This window comes from Leptospira ainlahdjerensis, from assembly GCF_016919175.1.
In the GTDB taxonomy this organism is placed as follows: Bacteria; Spirochaetota; Leptospiria; order Leptospirales; family Leptospiraceae; genus Leptospira; species Leptospira ainlahdjerensis.
Genome location: NZ_JAFFPU010000016.1, coordinates 100,816 through 120,222 on the forward strand (window position 1 = coordinate 100,816; position 19,407 = coordinate 120,222).

General features: G+C 39.7%; 16 protein-coding genes. 6 read left to right on the forward strand and 10 right to left on the reverse strand.

The annotated features are described in order from the left end of the window. Positions 1 to 258 precede the first annotated feature (258 nt). Together JWG45_RS04215 and JWG45_RS04220 are read right to left on the reverse strand one after the other, a co-directional pair. Positions 259 to 1,032: a type III pantothenate kinase gene (locus tag JWG45_RS04215; protein WP_205278533.1), complete on the reverse strand. Its 774-nt coding sequence runs from the start codon at positions 1,030 to 1,032 to the stop codon at positions 259 to 261. Between the two features lies 1 nt (position 1,033). After that, positions 1,034 to 1,792, reverse strand: a complete 759-nt coding sequence (locus JWG45_RS04220; RefSeq protein ID WP_205278558.1) for a biotin--[acetyl-CoA-carboxylase] ligase — start codon at positions 1,790 to 1,792, stop codon at positions 1,034 to 1,036. A gap of 279 nt (positions 1,793 to 2,071) precedes the next feature. Between JWG45_RS04220 and JWG45_RS04225 the strand changes: the two genes are divergently transcribed. After that, positions 2,072 to 2,791 (forward strand): DUF1554 domain-containing protein, encoded by a 720-nt coding sequence (locus tag JWG45_RS04225; RefSeq protein WP_205278534.1) that lies wholly within the window; start codon positions 2,072 to 2,074, stop codon positions 2,789 to 2,791. 543 nt (positions 2,792 to 3,334) lie between these two features. Here the strand turns inward: JWG45_RS04225 and JWG45_RS04230 are convergent. Continuing rightward, a complete protein-coding gene (locus JWG45_RS04230) occupies positions 3,335 to 4,660 on the reverse strand; it encodes a thiolase family protein (RefSeq protein WP_205278535.1) in 1,326 nt (441 codons plus the stop codon). Between the two features lie 44 nt (positions 4,661 to 4,704). Beyond that, complete coding sequence (locus JWG45_RS04235) at positions 4,705 to 5,565, reverse strand: acyl-CoA thioesterase (protein ID WP_205278536.1); 861 nt, start codon at positions 5,563 to 5,565, stop codon at positions 4,705 to 4,707. Between the two features lie 250 nt (positions 5,566 to 5,815). On the opposite strand from JWG45_RS04235, the gene JWG45_RS04240 reads away from it, so the two are divergent. The 5 genes from JWG45_RS04240 (at position 5,816) to JWG45_RS04255 (ending at position 9,536) form a co-directional block, all read left to right on the forward strand. Beyond that, positions 5,816 to 6,430 carry a TetR/AcrR family transcriptional regulator gene (locus tag JWG45_RS04240; protein ID WP_205278537.1) on the forward strand — a complete coding sequence of 205 codons (615 nt, stop codon included), beginning with the start codon at positions 5,816 to 5,818 and terminating at the stop codon, positions 6,428 to 6,430. Positions 6,431 to 6,607: 177 nt separating this feature from the next. Further along, positions 6,608 to 7,003: a peptide-methionine (R)-S-oxide reductase MsrB gene (msrB, locus tag JWG45_RS04245; RefSeq protein WP_205278559.1), complete on the forward strand. Its 396-nt coding sequence runs from the start codon at positions 6,608 to 6,610 to the stop codon at positions 7,001 to 7,003. Positions 7,004 to 7,120: 117 nt separating this feature from the next. Further along, positions 7,121 to 8,017 (forward strand): esterase/lipase family protein, encoded by an 897-nt coding sequence (locus JWG45_RS04250; protein WP_205278538.1) that lies wholly within the window; start codon positions 7,121 to 7,123, stop codon positions 8,015 to 8,017. A gap of 628 nt (positions 8,018 to 8,645) precedes the next feature. Then, positions 8,646 to 8,939 (forward strand): membrane-binding protein, encoded by a 294-nt coding sequence (locus tag JWG45_RS22105; protein ID WP_232380511.1) that lies wholly within the window; start codon positions 8,646 to 8,648, stop codon positions 8,937 to 8,939. Between the two features lie 18 nt (positions 8,940 to 8,957). After that, complete coding sequence (locus JWG45_RS04255; RefSeq protein ID WP_205278539.1) at positions 8,958 to 9,536, forward strand: tetratricopeptide repeat protein; 579 nt, start codon at positions 8,958 to 8,960, stop codon at positions 9,534 to 9,536. On the opposite strand, the gene JWG45_RS04260 is transcribed toward JWG45_RS04255, so the two are convergent. The 6 genes from JWG45_RS04260 to JWG45_RS04285 are packed head-to-tail and all read right to left on the reverse strand — an operon-like array spanning position 9,533 to position 19,406. Then, on the reverse strand, positions 9,533 to 10,222 hold the full coding sequence (locus tag JWG45_RS04260; RefSeq protein WP_205278540.1) for a hypothetical protein: 690 nt from the start codon (positions 10,220 to 10,222) through the stop codon (positions 9,533 to 9,535). The genes JWG45_RS04255 and JWG45_RS04260 overlap by 4 nt on opposite strands. Then, on the reverse strand, positions 10,219 to 13,353 hold the full coding sequence (locus JWG45_RS04265) for an efflux RND transporter permease subunit (protein WP_205278541.1): 3,135 nt from the start codon (positions 13,351 to 13,353) through the stop codon (positions 10,219 to 10,221). Before JWG45_RS04265 ends, JWG45_RS04260 begins: the two co-directional genes overlap by 4 nt. Beyond that, on the reverse strand, positions 13,311 to 16,424 hold the full coding sequence (locus tag JWG45_RS04270) for an efflux RND transporter permease subunit (RefSeq protein WP_205278542.1): 3,114 nt from the start codon (positions 16,422 to 16,424) through the stop codon (positions 13,311 to 13,313). The genes JWG45_RS04265 and JWG45_RS04270 overlap by 43 nt, the downstream gene beginning before the upstream one ends. Positions 16,425 to 16,427: 3 nt before the next feature. Then, positions 16,428 to 17,933 carry an efflux RND transporter periplasmic adaptor subunit gene (locus JWG45_RS04275; RefSeq protein WP_205278543.1) on the reverse strand — a complete coding sequence of 502 codons (1,506 nt, stop codon included), beginning with the start codon at positions 17,931 to 17,933 and terminating at the stop codon, positions 16,428 to 16,430. Positions 17,934 to 17,940: 7 nt separating this feature from the next. Next, positions 17,941 to 18,576, reverse strand: a complete 636-nt coding sequence (locus JWG45_RS04280; RefSeq protein WP_205278544.1) for a tetratricopeptide repeat protein — start codon at positions 18,574 to 18,576, stop codon at positions 17,941 to 17,943. A gap of 8 nt (positions 18,577 to 18,584) precedes the next feature. Then, entirely contained in the window at positions 18,585 to 19,406 is an 822-nt protein-coding gene (locus tag JWG45_RS04285) for a lipoprotein (protein WP_205278545.1), read from the reverse strand. Position 19,407 lies beyond the last annotated feature (1 nt).

A 19,407-nucleotide genomic window follows, 5' to 3' on the forward strand; every position in this document is an offset into this window, starting at 1 on the left:
AGTCAAATTCTTAAGAGACAAGAACGAATTCGATTCTTCTTTTTGTCGAATTTGATTTTTAAAATAATGTTCTCAATTCTAAAAGAAGCCCCTCGATAACATCCTGTAAGTTCGGAATAGAAACGCGGGAGTTCCCACATTCGGGGTTTTGGGTCATTTTCAAAATTCTCATATAAGAATTTAAGAACCCGAAAAGAAGATTCTTTCTTTCCAATTTGCAAAAAATCTTTTTAAGAATTCAATTCTTTACTAAAACGATCACGAGTTCATCTGATGAAGAATCTGCAAACCTCTGAGAGTCAAAAGAGGATCGATGCTATCAAAAATGCCCGGATGTGCGGCGTCGATCACGGTCACAAGTCCGCCCGTTCCGATCACTCGATAATCTTGTCCTTTGTCGCGTTTGATTTCACGAATGATTCCTTCCAAGAGCCCGATCCATCCAAAAAAGAATCCGGCTTGGATCGATTCGATCGTAGAATCCCCTAAAATTTTTTCCGGAGATTGGAAAACGATCGGAGGAAGTTGAGACGTATTTTTTGTGAGAGCGTCCATGGAAACTTTGAGACCGGGGGCGATAACACCGCCCAAGTATTCCGGCTTATCGCTTACCACACAAAACGTAGTGGCGGTTCCTAAATCGATGATGATGGATTTTCCGGGATTATCTACGACCGCCGCGGCCGCATTGACCAGACGATCGGCTCCGATTTCATAAGGTCTCGGATAGGAAATCGTAAAAGGAAGTTTCATCTGGTAGTTTACGTGAACCGCGTCAATCTTAAACCAATCTTGAAACATTCTATCTAAGATGGGGTTGAGGGTGGGAACCACGCTCGAATAAATTCCGCCCGTGATCGCCTCGTTTTCGATCTTAAATTCCCGTAAAAAACCTCGAAAGAACAATCCAAGTTCGTCCGAGGTTCTGTCTTTTCGAGTGACGGTTCTTTTGTGAAAAAGAGGAGAGGTCTTTCCGTTTTCAAAGATTCCGAAGACCGTATTTGTGTTTCCGACGTCGACAACTAGGAGCATTTTAGTTTAGAGAATGGAAATCGTCCGGACTGTCAATGAAATCCAGACGGGTTCCCGACGGAGTTTTTAGAATCAGAGAACCGTTTTCTCCCAGACCTTCTAAAATCGCCGTTTGAGAACTTCCATTCTCTTTATAACTTACCGATTGTCCTTTCCAAAGAAGGAGTTCGTTTAATAAAATCAGTTCCTTTTTTCTCCCTTCCGAATCCTTCCAGAGAAGGATCGCTTCGTTCAAAGTGGGAATGAGCTTTTCTATGATTTCGTTTTTTTTGCCGGCCCGATTCGGATTCGTATTGAGAAAACCCGCTTCGGTAAGGTGAGGTGGAATCGCTTCCTTCTTTCCATAAAGATTGATTCCAATTCCGATAATGAGAGTGACTGTAGAGCCGATGACCTCGGACTCTATTAGAATTCCTGCAACTTTCTTGTTACCGAGATAAAGATCGTTCGGCCATTTGATTTTCAGTTCTCTCGCCAATTCAGGATAGATGGAAAGAATGGCTTTGCAAACTGCGGTTCCGATAAAAAGAGAAAGTCCCGGTCCTCCGTCAAAGTTTTCCAGGCCGATTTTTCCGGAAAAGATCAAGGATTCTTCCCCTAAAACTTCCCATTTTCTTTCCCTCCTTCCCCGTCCCGCCGTTTGCTCTTCGGCGACGATCCAAGTTCCGTGTGGGAACTCCTCACTTTTGATAAGCGAATTGGTAGAAGTGACAGAATTTAGAAAAATCCCCTTTTCAGGTTGGAGAAATACGTTCGGCATGCCGGATACGGTGCTCTTACTTAAAGAATTCGCAAGAAGAAAACAAAGGTAAGAAAGTCGTATTATAAAACGAGGAACCGATTCATTGATCCAATCAGGAAACGAATTCTCCTTTTTCCGGGCTTTTTCTTTCAAAAAAAGATCGAATCGCCTAACAACGAAAGGACGGGTTTTTGTCTTTTTCACTTCTTGTAGAATTGTTAAACAAATCTATAAATTGTTGTATTTTTCTATAATTTGAATTGACACACTTTTTGTTTATATAACCAATTTTCAAATATGAAATTTAGCTCACATAAACAACTAACGTTTTTCCTTTCCTTTGTCTTCATTCTTTCCGTTTCTTCCTTTCAATGCAAACCGGAAGAGAAGAAGGAGGATCCGGCTTTTCTTCTCCTTTTGGGTGCGGGTGTCGTTGCTACGACTGCCGGTACCGGAACTACGACGGCATCTGATGCGAAGTTACGCGTCTTTGTTACGGCCGCAACGTTTAACGGTAACTTGGGCGGTATAAACGGAGCCGATGCAAAGTGCGCGGCTGATGCGAACAAGCCGGCCTCCGGAACCTATAAGGCGTTTATTACGGGAAACTCCGGTGCAAACGGGGTTCGTTATGCGTGTTTTAACGATAATGCCACGAATTGTCCGGACAATCCCGCGCCTGGAACGACGAATTGGGTTTTACAAGCGAGCAAGAATTATTACCGCGTAGACCAGGCTACCTTGGTCTTTACAACAAATGCGAATTCTTTAATCGCTACGATTCCTACTGTGGTCCAGGCTGCGGCCGCTTCTTATTGGTCGGGTTTCGTGCCTGCAAGTGCAACAAATTGGTCTTTGAACGATGCTTGCGGAGGAGCCACCACTTCTTGGACGGATGCAAATGGGGTTTCCAATGGATCGTCTGGACTTGCAAACGGGACTACGGTTACAAATGTCAAAGGGAGCGCTTTTACAAGTTGCAATACAGCCATTAACCTTCTCTGCATAGAGCAGTAGCTCTTAACGTTGCGAAAAACCTTTTTCTTGGAGATAGTCTTTTCCTAAGAATTTAAAAAGGGAAAGGATCCAGAACGCTTTTTATAGGAGTTCCTACACGAAAATTTTTTCTTGCGAAATTAGAATTTTGTGATATAGGAAAGTCTCCGGAATTTTCCCGCCACCGCTCCCCACCACCCGAAATTCGGGCGGGGCGCGCGACTTTCACGGAAGAGTTGTCGTAGTTCCGACAGATTTCTCTCAAGGATCAAAGAAATTTCTCCGAATTGAATTCTTTGTTTTTGAATCATTCTCCTCGACCTAATCGGATATTCGATCAGAGTTTCAATTTAAGAAAATCCTTCAGATCGTATTTGAAGAATGCGCATGGAATAAAGGAAGAGTAAAATTCTTCGCTTAATCTAAGTTGCTCGAGTAGATTTGGAAAAACGGGAATAAACACGTAAAAAAAGCCCCGATCGCTCGGGGCCTTTTTTTAGTTCTTTCGTTTTCGAAAAGAAGGTCTGTAAAAGCTTGAGTAGTTTATAAAATTCTAAACTAATATCAACCTTTGTATCTTTCGATCAACATGGATCCGGCGATTCCACCGTGAGCACACGCTGTGATCACAACTTTATTCGCTGACGGATCTTCTTTTAGGTCCATGATCGCGTTTGCGATCAAACGGATTCCAGTCGCTCCAAAAGGGTGGCCGATCGCGATGGATCCTCCGTTCGGGTTGATCTTCTTTGCGTCGAAAGATTTCTCCCAATCCCAACCGGTGTCCATTTTAATTTGTTCAAGAGCCCCTACTGCGGTTGCAGCGAATGCTTCGTGGATTTCGACGTAGTCGATGTCTTGAATTTTGAGACCGACGTCGGCGAGAAGGGCTTCGGTAGCCGCAGCTTGTCCGATTCCCATGTTGTTCGGATGAACTCCTTTCATGTTCCAACCGGAAACGACAGCTTCGATGGTAAGACCGAGTTCTTTTGCTTTTTCAACAGTGGTAACGATTACACCAGCGGCTCCATCGGAACGAGGGCTTGCGTTGAAGATGGAAACGGTAGGGCCGTGGGATTTTTTCAAATCTTTAGCGTATTTCGTTTTGAATTCTTCGAATTTCATTCCTGGGTTATCAAACATCAGCATCGCGCGTCCCATACGAGTTGGGTTTTCCACTAAACCTTCACGGAGTCCGACCGCTTCGTCGATCGCGAGTTCGTTTCCGTCTTCGTCTTTCATAGGAATGATGTACGGAGCATATCTTCCAGCTTTAGAAGCTTCTAATGCTCTTTTGAAAGATTCGAAAGCGAGTTTATCTTGGATTTCACGAGAAAGTCCGTAGTTTTGCGCTACGATCTCTGCGGTAACTTGCATACCGTAAGAAGTTTCCCCGTCTCCGAGTCCGTCTTCCAGAGTGTCTCTCAGTTCCACACCTTCGGGAAGATTGTCCGGAAGAAGTTTTTTCAACTTATCCAGAGATCCCGCTTTTTTGTTTAAACGAGCGTTCTTAACGATAAAAGGCATGGAAGTTTGAGATTCTTCGCCGATCGCGAGGAACACTTCGCCTTCGCCTAAAACGATTCTACGAGCCGCTTCCGCAACCGCTTCCATTCCGGAAACGCAGTTGTTTGCAACTGTGATACAAGCGATCTCGTCTCTCATTCCGACGAGGTTCGCGATCACTCTTGCTGAGTTAGGCGCGTTGCTAAATCCTTCTCCAACAACAACTCCGTCGATTTGAGACGGTTTGAGTTTGCTTTTCGCGAGAATGTCTTCTGCGACTATTTTTCCCAGGTGGTGTCCAGGATATGGTCCGAGGGCTTTCGCGATCTGAGCAAAAGGAGTTCTTCTTGGTGTACAAATAGCCAATGGCTTTGCTAATTTCATTTTCTTTCTCCAGACTTCAAATTCTTAATCAATCAATCCTATATTCATTTTTGAGAATATTCATAATTCTCAACATACTCCCCGACCAATCTTTGGAATTCTTCGGGGGCTTTTTTCGGTCTCGATTTCGAAAGTGAGACGACCAACTGCTCGTCCTGCACCGCGAAATATCGCAGACCGTTTTCCACGTCCGTAACCTCGTGTCTCATATAACTCCGGATCTTTTCAAAGGAATGAATCCAAGTGCTTACCCGAACTTTTCTTCCCGCGGGAACGGGATGGAAGAATCGAAAAACTCCTCCCATAAAAAACATCGTTGTATCCATTTCCACAAAACGATCCAAGGTCAGACCGGTTTGAGTGGAAAAAAACCATCGAGAATCCTCGACGATTCTCCAAAGATACGCGGGGTTGTATTCCCCGAAAATATTTCTCTCGCTATAGAGAGTGATCAATTCCGTATCCACCGTTTTGCAAGTCCCTTTAAAATCAGGAATCTGTGGAAACTGATCAAAACCGGAAATCTCCGATTTTTCACCGGAAATTAGATCAATCGGTTTTCCATTCTTATCGGAAACGGTGAGAGTTTTGATTTCCGCAGCAGGGGTTCCGGAGTCGGAATAAACTTTTTGATCCCAGAAAATTTTTCCTTCTTTTAAGGGGAAAGCCTTCGTTTCCGTTCTAAGGTTGGCTCCTTCCATTTGCTGAGCTAAGAATCGAATCTGAGATTCGAGGGGATGGATTGCAATTCCTTGAGAGAGTATTTCCCTCAAAGAAAAGCCGTTTTTTTCCAGAGCTCGAAATCTGCCTTCAAGACAGAAATTTTCGTAAGTCCTGCTGGTCACGTGTCTCTGAGTATCCAGGTCGGAAATGCGCGTCACGAGTTGAATTTCATCTGTGATCATTTCGTCCCTCCCTTTTTCTTTGTCGAGAATCTGACCTTATTTCGCGACCCATAGGGAGCGAAATTGCATTCACCTCAGCGTGCCTCCGGAAGATTCTGACCTAATTTTAGACCGGCCTAAAATTTGATCAAACAAAAAAATACAGAACGTTCGTTCTGTTTTTTTATAGAAGGCTTTTCAAATTCATTGACAAGAGTTTTTTCGGGTAGGAAGATAGTTATGTAAGAATCTCGGAATAATACCTTTAAATATGAAAACTCAACCGCGCAAAAAGAAAGAATCCGGAATCGGCGTTCGGGAAAGAATATTGGATACCGCGACCTCTCTTTTTTACAGACAAGGGTTTTCCAACACCGGAATGAGACAGATAATTCAAGAGTCCAATTCCGTTGCCGCGAGTCTTTACGATCATTATCCATCCAAAAAAGAATTAGGCCTTGCCTATTTGGCTCGTCAGGAAGAAAAAACTCTCAGCGATCTTCAGGGATTGATGGATCGTTATCCGGACCTCGCTGAATTCTTAAGAGCGTGGGTGATCTTAAAAGAAAAACAAATTCGTCACGGAGAATTCTTCGGCTGTCCATTTGCGGGATTTGCGAGCCAGGTGATGGATGCGGATCCGGAATATACGGAATTCTTAAAAGACATCGTCACAAAATGGACGAGGATGATCAGCGATTATCTACAAAAGGCGATCGGCTCCGGCCAACTCAAACGAAGTATGGACATTCAATACGTCGCGAGAAGAATGTTGATGGCTTATCACGGTTCGGTGACGATGTGGAGAATGACCCTGGAACTTCGATATATCCGAGAAATGGAAGATTCCCTACGAGAAATCGTCGAAGAATATAGAATTCTCTAAAGAAATTCAAATTCTCTTTTTGAGAAATCCATTCCAATCAGTAACCAGTCCAACATTCAGAACGAATCTCCGTGTATGGAAAAGAAAATTTTACTGACGCTCGTTTCTGTGTTATTGTTGATCGCGAATTGCGGCCCCGTGGACGGAGACGATAAGGAAAAGAAAAAAGGAGGAAAGATGAAATACGAAGTAAACAAATCGGAAGAAGAATGGAAAAAAGAACTCACTCCTGAACAATATAAAATCCTAAGACAAAAGGGAACCGAGATGGCGTTCACCGGCGCCCTTTACAATAATCACGATAGAGGAACCTATCTCTGCGCCGCTTGCGGATCTGCTCTCTTCTCATCGGAAACAAAATACGAATCCGGATCCGGATGGCCTTCTTTTTACCAACCTACAAAAGAAGAAGCCGTTGAAAAAGAAACGGATTCGAGTCACGGAATGACAAGAACCGAAGTGGTCTGCGCTAAGTGTGGAGGACATCTTGGACACGTATTTCCTGACGGACCAAGGCCGACCGGACTTAGGTATTGTATCAATTCCGCTTCCTTGAAGTTTAAGAAAGAATAAAAGAATCTCCCGATTTCCGGGGCGTCCCCCGGAAAAATTCCCTCATCCGTTTTTTGATTTTCAGCCTTGGCGAAGGGTAAAATAATACCTAAAACCGGAATCCACCGGGAGCAACCCATGAATGATCATCTCGCTTACGTTTCCGACAATCGTTCCGTCCGCAATCCTATTCTTCAATTCTTAGCCGAGATAGGGTATACGATTCTTTATCTTTGGCACGCGATCTTGGGGATTTTTACCGAATTAGAGGATTCTCCCGAAGGGGATAAACGTCCGGTGGTTTTGGTTTCCGGCTTTTTAGGAAGAACTCTTTCCTGGGATCCGATGCGGAAACATCTCATAGAGAACGGGCATCCCGTTTACGCAGTACCTCTCGGTTTTCAAATGGGAAACATCCGAAGTAAGAGTCAGATCTTGGAAGATTATTTGGTTCAGAAGGATATCAAGGACTGTTATATCGTAGGTCATTCGATGGGAGGACTGATCGCATCCGGTCTTACTTACAAGGGAAGAGATCGAGTGAAAAAAATCTTTATCGCGGGAACCCCCGTTCACGGAACCTATCTCGCATATATCGCTCCGATTTTTATCTGCGCTTGGCAGATGATGCCCGGCTCAAAATTTATTCGGGAAGCCGTGGAAATTTTCGAGAAGTTGCCTAACGTGCAATCGGTATTTTCGAAAAAGGACCAGATCATAATTCCTTCGGAGAATTCTCGTCTTGGACATTTCGACGACGTGGAACTTCCGGAAGCGGGACATCTCAATTTGTTTATGGGTCCGCTCGGAATTGAATGTCTTTTTGATCTCATTACGGCGGAGGAGAATAAGGATCCGAAACCGATTCCCAAAAAAGCGGAGACCGTAAAACAGGAATCGGAAATTCGGAGTTCCAAAACCATCGGTCCCAAGAAACAAGCGAGCACAAAAAAGAAAACTGTTTCCAAGAAAACCGCTCCTAAGAAGAAGTCAGCTGTGAAGAAAAAATCTCCGGTTAAGAAAAAGAAGAGATAGATAAACTTAGTTTTCTACGTGGGATAAAATTCGAATCATCGATTCTTCGAATCATCGATTTGAAAAATTAATGATTTTTGGGGGGATTGCAAAATAATATGCCCAGCCGTTTTTCAAATTGTAAACTTTTTGACTTATTTGTATTTAATTTCAATAATGGACTTAAGTTTACTTCTATCTAAATGTTTGATTATGCAAATTTGTAAGAATTTGAATGTAAGTGATTACCTTACTCTAAATGAAATACCTTTTTTTTTAAAGATGCACATCAACGGTTGTTCGGACTGTCAAAATTCAATCGTTGAATATTCGCTTAAAAATCACATACCCGATTCTGTTTTTGGAAAACCCTTCGAGAGACAGAAACTTCTCTGGCTCGGTCCCGAATTAGCAAATTCGGAAATACAATCTGAGGTAAGAAAAGGGAGAAGGGGCCGATCCACCGACGAACAAGGATTCGATGGAAATGAAGATATAAATCGATCGGAAGCGAGAAACCAATTTCAGAAATTGGTGTTTTTTTGTTTTAAGAATCGAAAATGGATATTAGCGATTGGATACGCTTCGATACTCATTCCGATTCTACAAATTACGTTTCAATTATTTTGAACCAGGCTAAAGAATTTATATGATAAGAATCGAATCTAATTCAATTAAAGTGAAACTTACAATCGCCGTTCTAATCTTAACAATCGCAGTTTCGTTGTGTTACTTTTTTTTCCTTAAGGGAAAATGCGACGGAAATTGTAAAAACGGTTTCGGGTCCAAGATTTATTGGGATGGAAAAAAATATGTAGGTCAATGGAAAGATGGAGAACAAGACGGATTTGGTGTTCTCATTGCAAAAGACCGTAAAATTATCTTTAGTGGGAAATGGCAAAGCGGAAACCCAACCGTCCCGAATGAGATAAGAAAGAAATGATTTAGGAAGAATTATTATATGTACAGAACAGTAAGACAAATAAAGAATATTTTTTTAACGGCAATGCTTTTAACTTTCATTTTTCCTTTTTCGTCCCATTGCCAAGATAAAGGTAATCAGGTGAATCAAGCACAAGCATTAAAGAAAAATCAAGAAGGTGTAGGTTATATTCAAACGAACCCAGAGCTTTCAATGAAACTTTTTAAAGAAGCACAAGCTCTGGATCCAAGAAATCCGGATTTTCCAAATAATATCGGAGTTGTTTTGCTTTCTCAGGGAAAATTCAAGGATGCGATTCCTTACTTCGTAAGAGCAACGGAGATTGATTCCAAGTATGTCAGAGGCTTTTATAACGAAGGGGTGTGTTTCCAGAATCTCCAAAAAAATGAGGAAGCAGTTTTGGCATATGGTAAAGCTTTGAAATTGACCGAGGTTCCAGAAGTATATTTTAACTTAGGAATCGTTCATACTCGATTGAATCAAAAAGAAAAAGCCATAGAAGCTTATCAAAAATTTATTAGTATTGCACCTGCAACTATGGCTGAACCAATCTCGGACGCGAAGGCTAAAATCAGAGCATTGTCTTCTAAGGACTAACCGGCCCAGGAATTAAGGATAATTAAAATCGAAGTACAATTCAGAAGAAGAATACCAGGAGCGAGCCAGGTTAGGATTGCTCGACCCGAATTTTGTTCATAGATATTCTTAAAAGCCTGAAAGCAAATTTTACCTTCCCAAAAAAAGGCGATCAAAAAGCAAGTCGCGCTAATGCCAATTTGTAAGAAGAATGTAGACGTGTCTTGACTTCTTAGTATAACTGGAAGTAGATCGTAACTCATTGAAATTAGACCTGTTAATAAAAGTATTGGCATCATTGTTAATAAGTTTAGTTTGAGCGTATCGAAAAAATTTCCTTTCCAATCGCCCAAAATCAAAAGTAAAACGGCTCGAATGCCCGCCGCTATAATCGGAATCAATAACCAGAATAACATGTAGGAAATTTTCGCGAATAAAATTTCCGTAGTAACATTTCGTTGTGGGAAGTCTCTCCTGTTTTGTTCAATTTTTTCTTCGTATTCTTTGGGAATCGTAATTTTTACTATAGGAGGACTAAAAGATTCATAGATGATTCTAGTTCCTATTAAGGTCAGGGTGATAATGATAAGCAAAGCTACAAACCCTTTGTAGGGGAGATTCGAATTTAAAGCTTCAAGGCTAGCATTTGACGCGAAAAAACTTTTTGGGTTAAAAAGTGTATTCTTAATATGGACTCCAATCTTCATCCGTTTTTTCTCCTAAGTTTTGGGATAATTCTCTGTAATATAAAAAGTCTAATTCGATCGAAATTAGTAATAATCACTTTATTGAAAGTTTTAGAGTATAAGTAAAAGGATAAAAATATGAAAGGTACGAAAAAGGAAAGTGAGATCAGCCCTAAGACAATCGTGATTGAAATTGTTTTTAGCATTGCGGAACCAGTTCCAAATATAAATACTTGTGGGGCATAAAATATCCCTACTAACAACCAAAGTTGAAAGAAATTTCCTATTAGTTTCGATATGAGTTCCTGGATATTTTTGGGAAGTTTTTTTGTCTCTTTGAATTCGAGTTCATTCTTCCAGTACGACAATTCTTTACTAAAAATAAATGTTTCAAAGAGAGCAAAAGTGGATATTAAAATCATTCCTATATAAACTGAGATCGTTATCGGTAAATCCATAATGAATAATGATGAAATAATAATGGTCAATGGTATCGGCAATGCTGAAAGTAATAATATCGGTTTTCTGAGTGATTCGAGATAGGAGGCTAAAATCATAAACAGAATGAGGGCAGAGAAAGAAAGAATCGAATTCATTTTTTTTTGATTAGAGATCACTTTCTCAAGATGTTCGCTGAATTCGATGCGATACTGGTCAGGTAACTTTACTTTTTTTAGTTTATCGAGTTTTGCTAATATTTCCGAGAGACTAAGGTTTGACACTCGTAAGCTGAATGATAAAACTCTTCTTTTGTTTTTTCGATAGATTCTAACCGGTGTTGTATCTCTTGCGATTGTGGCTACTTCCATAAGAGGTACGGACCTTCCGTCCTGGGTTGTAATCCTATAATCGCGAACATCTGCGAAACTATTTCTGAATTCAGAATTATACTGAATGCGAACGTCAACTTCTCTCCCTTCTTCAATGAATTTAGTGGCTACTCCGCCTTGGACGCCGTATCGAACCAATTTTCCGATTTCTTCGGAGGTAATTCCAAGTGATTCACTTTTGGATTTATCGAGTATAATTCGGACTTCATCACGAGGGGGTTTATAGCGCAATAAAACGTGTCTGACATTCGGAATTAGATTTTGTGCCGCTGAAGATGCTTCTCTTGTGATTTCGTCTAATTTTTGGAGATCGTCGCCAATTACATCTATTGTTATTTCCTTTAATAATGCTTCATCGTTGCTGCCCGCAAAATAGATGAATGCTGGTTTTATATCCCCGATAAATTCTTCCAATTCTTTCCCTATTTCTTCCGCATCGGTGATAGAATCATGAAATTTGACTACGATTGTTGATCGCCCAATTTCTACTCGCGAGTTGACTTCCTTGATAGAAGCTAATGTTGAAAGTTTGTTTTCAATTCTCTCTGTCGTGGAATTGATTCTTGAGAAACTGGTCCCAGATGGAAATTCCACGTTTCCAATAAGTTGTTTTTCTTCAATTTTGTTTACGAATTCGTGATTCGAATATATATAAGTTATTACTCCGAAAAAACAAATGCTCATGTAAAAGAATAAGAATAACTTCGGCTTGGTCCTTACTTCTTCTAATAAGAATATTGTTTTGGCGGTTATGTTTCTATTGATTTTTTGAAAATAATCGGTAAAAATCTGAATCCTAAATATGAATTTGATTTTTTTGGCTAAATATATTTCTAATATTGGAATCAAGGTTAAAGAGACTAAGAAACTAATAAAAAATCCTAACACTAAAACTAGCCCAAGGCCTCCGTACAATGTTCTTAACTCTTTTGTCGCGAACGAAATGGGAAGAAATATACCCAACACTAATAAGATAGTAGTAAAAATTTCTTTTTTTATGAAATTGATTCCAGAGAAGAAATGTTTGTTCTGAATAAATAATCTTGATGCAATAAAAACCGTAAAACCGCAACCGGTACTTAGGATAATTCCAACTATTGTTACTAAGTTGTAATCGATGTCCAAGAAGTATAAGAAAATTGAAACGATAAAAAACTGAAAAATTAGGAGAGTAACATTTACAATCGCGGTTAGTATTTCTTGAAAAAATATTGCTGAGAAAATAAGATAAAAGATTATTCCAATGAGTGCAGCTAAAATGAAATTCTTAATTGCCCCGACAATTGTATCTGCTTGATCATAAGTAATATCAAAGTGTAAGTTTTCGGTTTCTGCCTGCTTTAATTCTTTTTTTAATTTTGAGGAAACTTCCAATAAATTCGCTGTTCCTGACCTATAGACAAAAATGCTGACTGTGTTTTGTCCGTTCAGTCGCGCCGCAGTCGATTCTTCTCTATAAGAATAGCTGACTGAGGCCACGTCTGAAATTCTAATTAATTTTCCGGAAGCGTCGCTTCTCAAGGCGAGCGACTCTATTTGTTTTAAATTTCTTAGTCTTCCCTTTATGTAAATAGGTATTTGAGTAGAACCTTCTTTGATTTCACCGGAGGCATCGTTGTAATTTGATTCTTGCAAAATTTGCAGCAGTAAATCCATCCGAATATTATATTTGGACATTTTTTGAGCATCGCAAGCAATTAGAATCTCCCTTGGTTTTCCGCCGGCAATAATTACTTCGCTGACGCCAGAGATTCCTTCAATTAGCTTCTTGATTTCTCTATCAGATATTTCTCGAATCTCCATTATATTTAGAGAATCACTTTTCGGAGTAATGATAAAAGCCGGCTTTTGGGTGGGATCGTAATGAAGGATTACTGGTTTTTGTGTCTCTCTGGGAAATAAGTATGAGATCTGTTCTACTTTGTCTCTTACCTCGAGTGACTTTGCATCCAAATCGACTTTGGGATCAAACTGGATATGAACTTTGGACTTTCCTTCTTCCGAAGTTGAAAAGAGTTGTTCAATACCACCTAACGTTGATACTGTCTCTTCGATCGGCTTAGTTAGTATTTCCTCAATTTTCTCGGGACCGACTCCGAAATATTCAGTTTCGATAGTTAATCCTGGATAAGTCGTTTCGGGAAATAACGAAAGTGGTATAAATCGAAATGAAATCGTTCCGATTAAGAAGAGTCCGAGAAAGAACATAACCGTTCCGGTTTTATGTGTGAGCGCCAAGTTCGTCAGTCCGGACGGCGCTTCCACGTATTCCGGAATTGTTATGATATCAGGTGTTTTTTTGGACTTCTTTCTCGCTGCCATTTTAGAACGTAATAAAATGCAATTGGAACTAAGAATAATGAAAGCACAACCGAAGCGGCTAACCCGCTAATTACTGTTACAGCCATCGGAGATTGAAATTCTGTACCTTCTCCTAATTCAAGCGCTACTGGTAAAAGACCTAAAAGGGTTGTTCCATTATTCATGATAATGGGGCGGAGGACGACTTGCCCACTATTGATGATTGCTTCTTTCAGACTCATATTTTCTTTTTCTAATATTTCCACATATTCGTAAAAAAGAGCGGCATTATCAACTACGATCCCTACTAACAGGATGATTCCCGTAAACGTACTTATGTTGAAGCTATGACCGGTAATCATAAGAGCCGGAATTATACCGATTAAAATCAATGGAATCGTGCAGAGCATGATCGCGGGAATTATCAGTGACTCGAATTGTGCAGCTAATAGCATGTAAATCAAAATAACTGCAAGGAGAAATGCAAAAAGGAGCTCCTTCATTGACTCATCTATATTTTCCTTTTCTCCTCCGAAGTGAACTTTATAACCAGCTGGCAGATTTATCTTTTTTATATAATCTTCAATTTCGGATAAAACTTGCGACTGTTTAACTCCTTCTATATTTGCTGTTATACGATTTACCCGGCTTTGACCAATTCTTAAAATGGAAGAGTATCCTTTTCCTTCACGAATTTCAGCGGCCTGCATTAATGGAATTGCATCTCCAGATGGCGTCCTGATAATGATTCTGGATATATCGTCTCGATACTTCCGGTCTATTTGGCGATAGCGTAATCGAACGTCGAACTCTTCATCGTTAATTCTAAGTCTTGTCGCTACGTTTCCGCGTAGCGCAGATTTTAAGACGCCTGCTAAATAGGAATGTGTTAGTCCGTAGACGGACATTTTCTCTTCATCAAAATGAATTTGAAATTCTCTACTTTCTTCTTCCAGTGTACCTTTGGAATCCGTAACTCCTTTTATCTTTGAAATTTCCTTGCGAATGTTTTCGCCGATGTATGCTAAGGTTGGTAAATCATTCCCTTCTACTTCGAGTGTTATTGCTCTTGCATCGGGAGAGAGTATTTTTGACAACATGTCTTCTTCAGGCTGAAAATTGATCGTTATATTTGGGCCGTATTCTATTTTTTCTCTGAATCTTTGAATGAATTCTCTTGTTTTTTCCGATCTCTCTGTGGATAAGACGACTCGGATGCGTGCTTGATGCGTGCCTACCTCTCCACCTGACCGAGAGAGAATTTGCTCTTCGTCGTAACCTACGTTTCCAATTACGTGTTTGATATCTTTCTCTTTTAAGAGTTCGAATTCTATTTCTTCAACCAGGGCTGCGGTCGATTTTAAAGAGGAACCCTTTGTATTCAAAATTTCAATAATGAATTCTCCAGTATCAACCTTGGGAATAAATTCTTTGTCTACTGAAGGGAGAATTGCCAATACAACGATAAAGCAGACTGCTATCCTAAAGAAAAAGGTTTTTGGATTCCCCAGCCAGTATGAAAGCTTGATAACGAAGTTCTTATCTAAGCTATCTTCCCAAATCGTGATCTTTCGAAACAATTTCCATTGATCAAATTTTCGGGACCAAACGGAATTACCTCGAATTGCAGATAACATTGGAATTAAAGTTAGCGAAACCATTAAGCTTACTAACAAAGAGAAGGTAATAGTTAACGCCATCTCACCAAAGACGACACCAATGATTCCCTTGAGGAAAATAATTGGTAGAAAAATTATGATAGTGGTCAAAACGGCTGACGTAATTGAGCCGGCAACTTCATTTGCTCCTATCAGAGAGGCATCTTTAATCGAAAGTCCATTTCTCACATGTCTTTCTATTGCCGCTAAAACTACGTTTCCTGAATCGAATAGCATTCCGATTCCGAGAGATAAACCTCCTAAGGTCATAACATTTAGGGTTAAGTCTTTTACATACATCAAAAGAAAAGTGGTGATTATGGAAATAGGCAAAACGGTAAGTAGTATGATAGGACTTTCTAAATTTCTAAGAATTAATATCAGAGATAAAAAAGCTAAAATTCCTCCGGAGATTAATTCGCCGGTGATGTTGTCGATGGATTGTTTTACAAATCTTGATTCATCGTAAACGATATCAGACTTAATGATTCCCTCATATTGTTTTTTTATTCTATTTAATTCTGTGCGAACTGCATCCGATACTGCGACGGTGTTTTTTCCAGATTCTTTATAGATGGAGATGATCACGCATTCTTCCCCATTGTATCGTGCAAGTCCCTTCCGTTCCTTATACCCTTCGCTTACTTTCGAAATGTTCCCTAACTGTACGGGAATATTCTTATCGTTCTTTGATATATTAGTTTTTTGTATTTCTCTGAAATCATGATACTCACCCATCGTTCTGATAAGAACATCTTTGGAGCCTTCTTCAATATGTCCCGCAGGATAATTAATATTAGAACTTTCAACGGATTCTTGAATGTCTCTCATTGATAATTGATGAGCGAACATTGCACCCGGATCTACTTCGATTAGAATTTCTTTTTTGAAGCCACCTGATATTTGTGCGAGCGCTACTCCATCTACTCTGTCCAAATAGCCTTTTATTTCCCTTTTAATAAACCCACGTAACTCATGGATTTTAGCCTTTTCGACTGGGAAGAAAACGATTTCTTGTATAGCTGATTGACTCGGATCGAATTTAGTAACAATGGGCTTCCCTGCGTCCTCCGGAAGAATTCCCCTGATTAAATCTACCTTTTCTCTCACTTCCATCGCGGCGAAATCTATCTTAGTCCCCCAGCCAAACTGAAGTGTTACGAAAGAGACCCCTTCTAATGACTCGGATGAAATTTTATCTATTCCCTTTACGGTCCCTACTGCTTCCGTCAAAGGTTTGGTAATTAAGTTTTCAACTTCTTCCGGTGCTGCATTTTGGAAATTGGTAATCACAGTCAATCTTGGAAATTCCATGTCCGGTAGAAGGTTTACTTCTAAATCCCCCAAAGAAATCGAACCCAACAATATTAGAAGTAGGTAGAACATGGCCGTTGTAACGGGCCTTTCTATAGCGAACCTTTGAAGATATTTCACTGCTTATTGTAGGCCGGTTTCTAATTGAGGTCGTATTTTCATGCCATCTTTGAGTTGTGTCAATTTTTCAACGGCAACAATCATACCAGGTTCTAATCCTTCTAAGATTTCTGTTTTGTCTTCGTATTGTTTTCCAGTTTTCACCTTTACTCTAAAAGCAACACCGTTGTTTAGAGTAAAAACCCATGCAGTATCATTCTCCTTAGCTGCAAGCGCTTCGGTGGGAACCAGGATTACGAATCTCGAATCTCCTGTGAAAATATTACCTCTTAAAAACATCCCGGGTGTTAATAACCTTTCGTCGTTTTTAATTAGGGCTTTGATTTCCATTGTATGGGTTTTGGGATCGACAATCGGATTTATAATTCCGACATTCCCGGAAAATTTTTTATCGGGGTAAACATCTGCAGTAAATTCAATTGCCATATCTTTGTGTATCGAGATCATATCGTTTTCGCGTACGTTGAATTTAGCGTAGACTTTGCTTATGTTAACCAAAACCATAATAGCTTGATCAGGACTGTTTACGGCGCCAGGGTTTACATACTCGCCGATGTGTTTGTTTATATAGGCAACTACGCCGTTTGATGGCGATCGGATTGTCGCGGCTCGAATCAACTCTTCCGTTGATTCGAGTGCCGCTCTCGCTGAATCAACTTGGGACTTTGCCACTTCAACTTCCGCTTTTTCAATAAGAGTGTTGATATGAGCAAACGCCTTAATCTTTTCCTTCGGATCCTCGGGGACTGTGATTCCCTTAGCAGTAAGGTCTTCCGGTCGAAAGCCGACCAACCCCATTTCCAAATCCTTTTGGCTAATTCTGAATTTAGCTTCAGAAGCGATCAGTGCAGTTTGTGCACTTTCGATTTCTTCTTTGCTGATTCCTCCGGCTTGATAAAGAGTCTGTTTTCCTGAAAAAGTTGCCTTCATTTTGGACAATTCAGCGCGCGTTTCTTTTAATTGAGTTTTTCTTTTCTCAATATCTAACATTCTGATTTCGATTGCATCCTTTGCTTTCAGATATTTTTCTTCACTTAGCCGAAGTCCTGAAATCGCACTTTGGAGAGCAGAAAGATTTTTTCGTTTTTCTAATTCCAGCTGTAGTGTGTCGATTCGAAGTAGGATCTCTCCTTTTTGGACTTTTCCCCCTTCTTTAACAAGTATTTCTAATATATTCCCTGCCGTTTTCGAAACGATATCAACCTTGTCGAGGAAATCAATTGTACCTAAGGTTTGAATTGATGGATTTATTTTTTCTGGATGGACCGAAATTGCACGAACAATAACCGAATCCATATCGATAGATTGGGTTTTCCCTTTATTTTTGAACCAATTGAGAATTGTGGTAAATGAAGACTCTTTATTCTTTTCCTTGAGTATTCCCTTTTGATCTGGAGAAATTATTGTCCGATAAAATAAAATGAGTCCAATTATGATAAGACCCGTCCTTACATACTTATTTTTAAATAAGTCGTAGATTTTTTTACGAATAAAATTGATTACATCCATAACTTTTTTAATCCCTTCCGATTTCGATTTCTATTAATCGACTAGATTCTGAGCTTTCCTCGGAAAGAATTTTTGCCCTGTTAAAATACTGTTCCGCCATTTTATCCCTTTTCGCCTTTTTAAAGATTTTGCCTAATCTTAGATAAACTAAGGCTAACTTTGAAGATTCCGCACTTGCTTGATTATACAAAGAGAGAGCGTCTTCTATTTTTCCCTCCGATTCTAAGATGGTTCCCAAAGTATATTCTACTTCCCATCGACTAGGAATGTCCTTAATAACCGAATATAAACGTTCTTTCGCATCCTGCCTATATTCGATCTTTAAACTTTCGATTTTGGATCGCCAATATTGGGCAGTAGCATTACATCGATCTTCCTTGGAGGCATCATTAAACTTTTCCAAGGCTTGATCAAAATCTTTTTTGAAATAATGTATCTTACCAAGCATAATCAATGTCGAAACTGAATTCGGTTCAATTTCCAATATTTGGCTGTATAATGAGAGAGCTTCATTTAGGTCTTTGCGTATATAAGCAGCTGAGGCATCTTTATTTAAGGACTCTAATCTTTCCTTTGATTTTCCACAAGATAAGCACGTTAAAACTATGAGTATCAGTAATCTATATGTATTCCTTGTTTTCATTGACCGCTCTATTTATTCTTTAGGACTTCGGATAATTTTCCGGCAATTTTTTGACAAACGTCTTTCAGCAAATTTGCCTCGGTTAAACTTCTTCCATTTACCGTGTAAGCGATTCCACCTTTAAGCGTTCCCGTTGAATCATAGATTTTTAAGAAGACCAATGAGTTTGAATCTTCTTCTAATAGTGTCCCCGAATCGTTATTGCCTACAGCTCCCTGTATGAAATATTGGATTTTGTGTTTTTCGGACACTATAATTATATCTTCGCTTGAAAGGAAATCATCTTCACTCGAATTCTTCTTTGAGTCGGAAAACCCTACTACTGAGCCCTTTTCCAAAACGTTCCTCAAATTTTCGGGAAGAAGCTCCCGTAAATTCGTGGAATTCTCTTCCGTGATCGGCTTTTGAATATCTTGATTTTCCGTAACTGGCGGCTTATCTACGTTGTTGTCCTTTGAAGGTGTAGGTAAAGGAATCGGCTGAAGTTTATCTTTCTTTCCGTTTTGAATTTCCTTTAGATTATAACCCTCGTCAATAAGTTGTAATTGCAGCATATCTTTGAAGTTATCAATTAAATAAGGAGCAAATCTTGCATCCCTACTAGCTATTTTGCCGATAGCAATCGACGATTTACCTTGAGTCTTCATAATGGCAACATGATAGCTTCCTGAAGATTTAAAAAATTTAAGAATTCCGCAAGAAACGGTACTCCAAAGAATAGATGAAAGGATTAATGCACGTATAATCAATTTAACCAGATTTTTACGAACATTCTCTATCCAGCTTGAGGATAAATTAAATAATTTTAAAGTATTGAACGATGTTTTCATG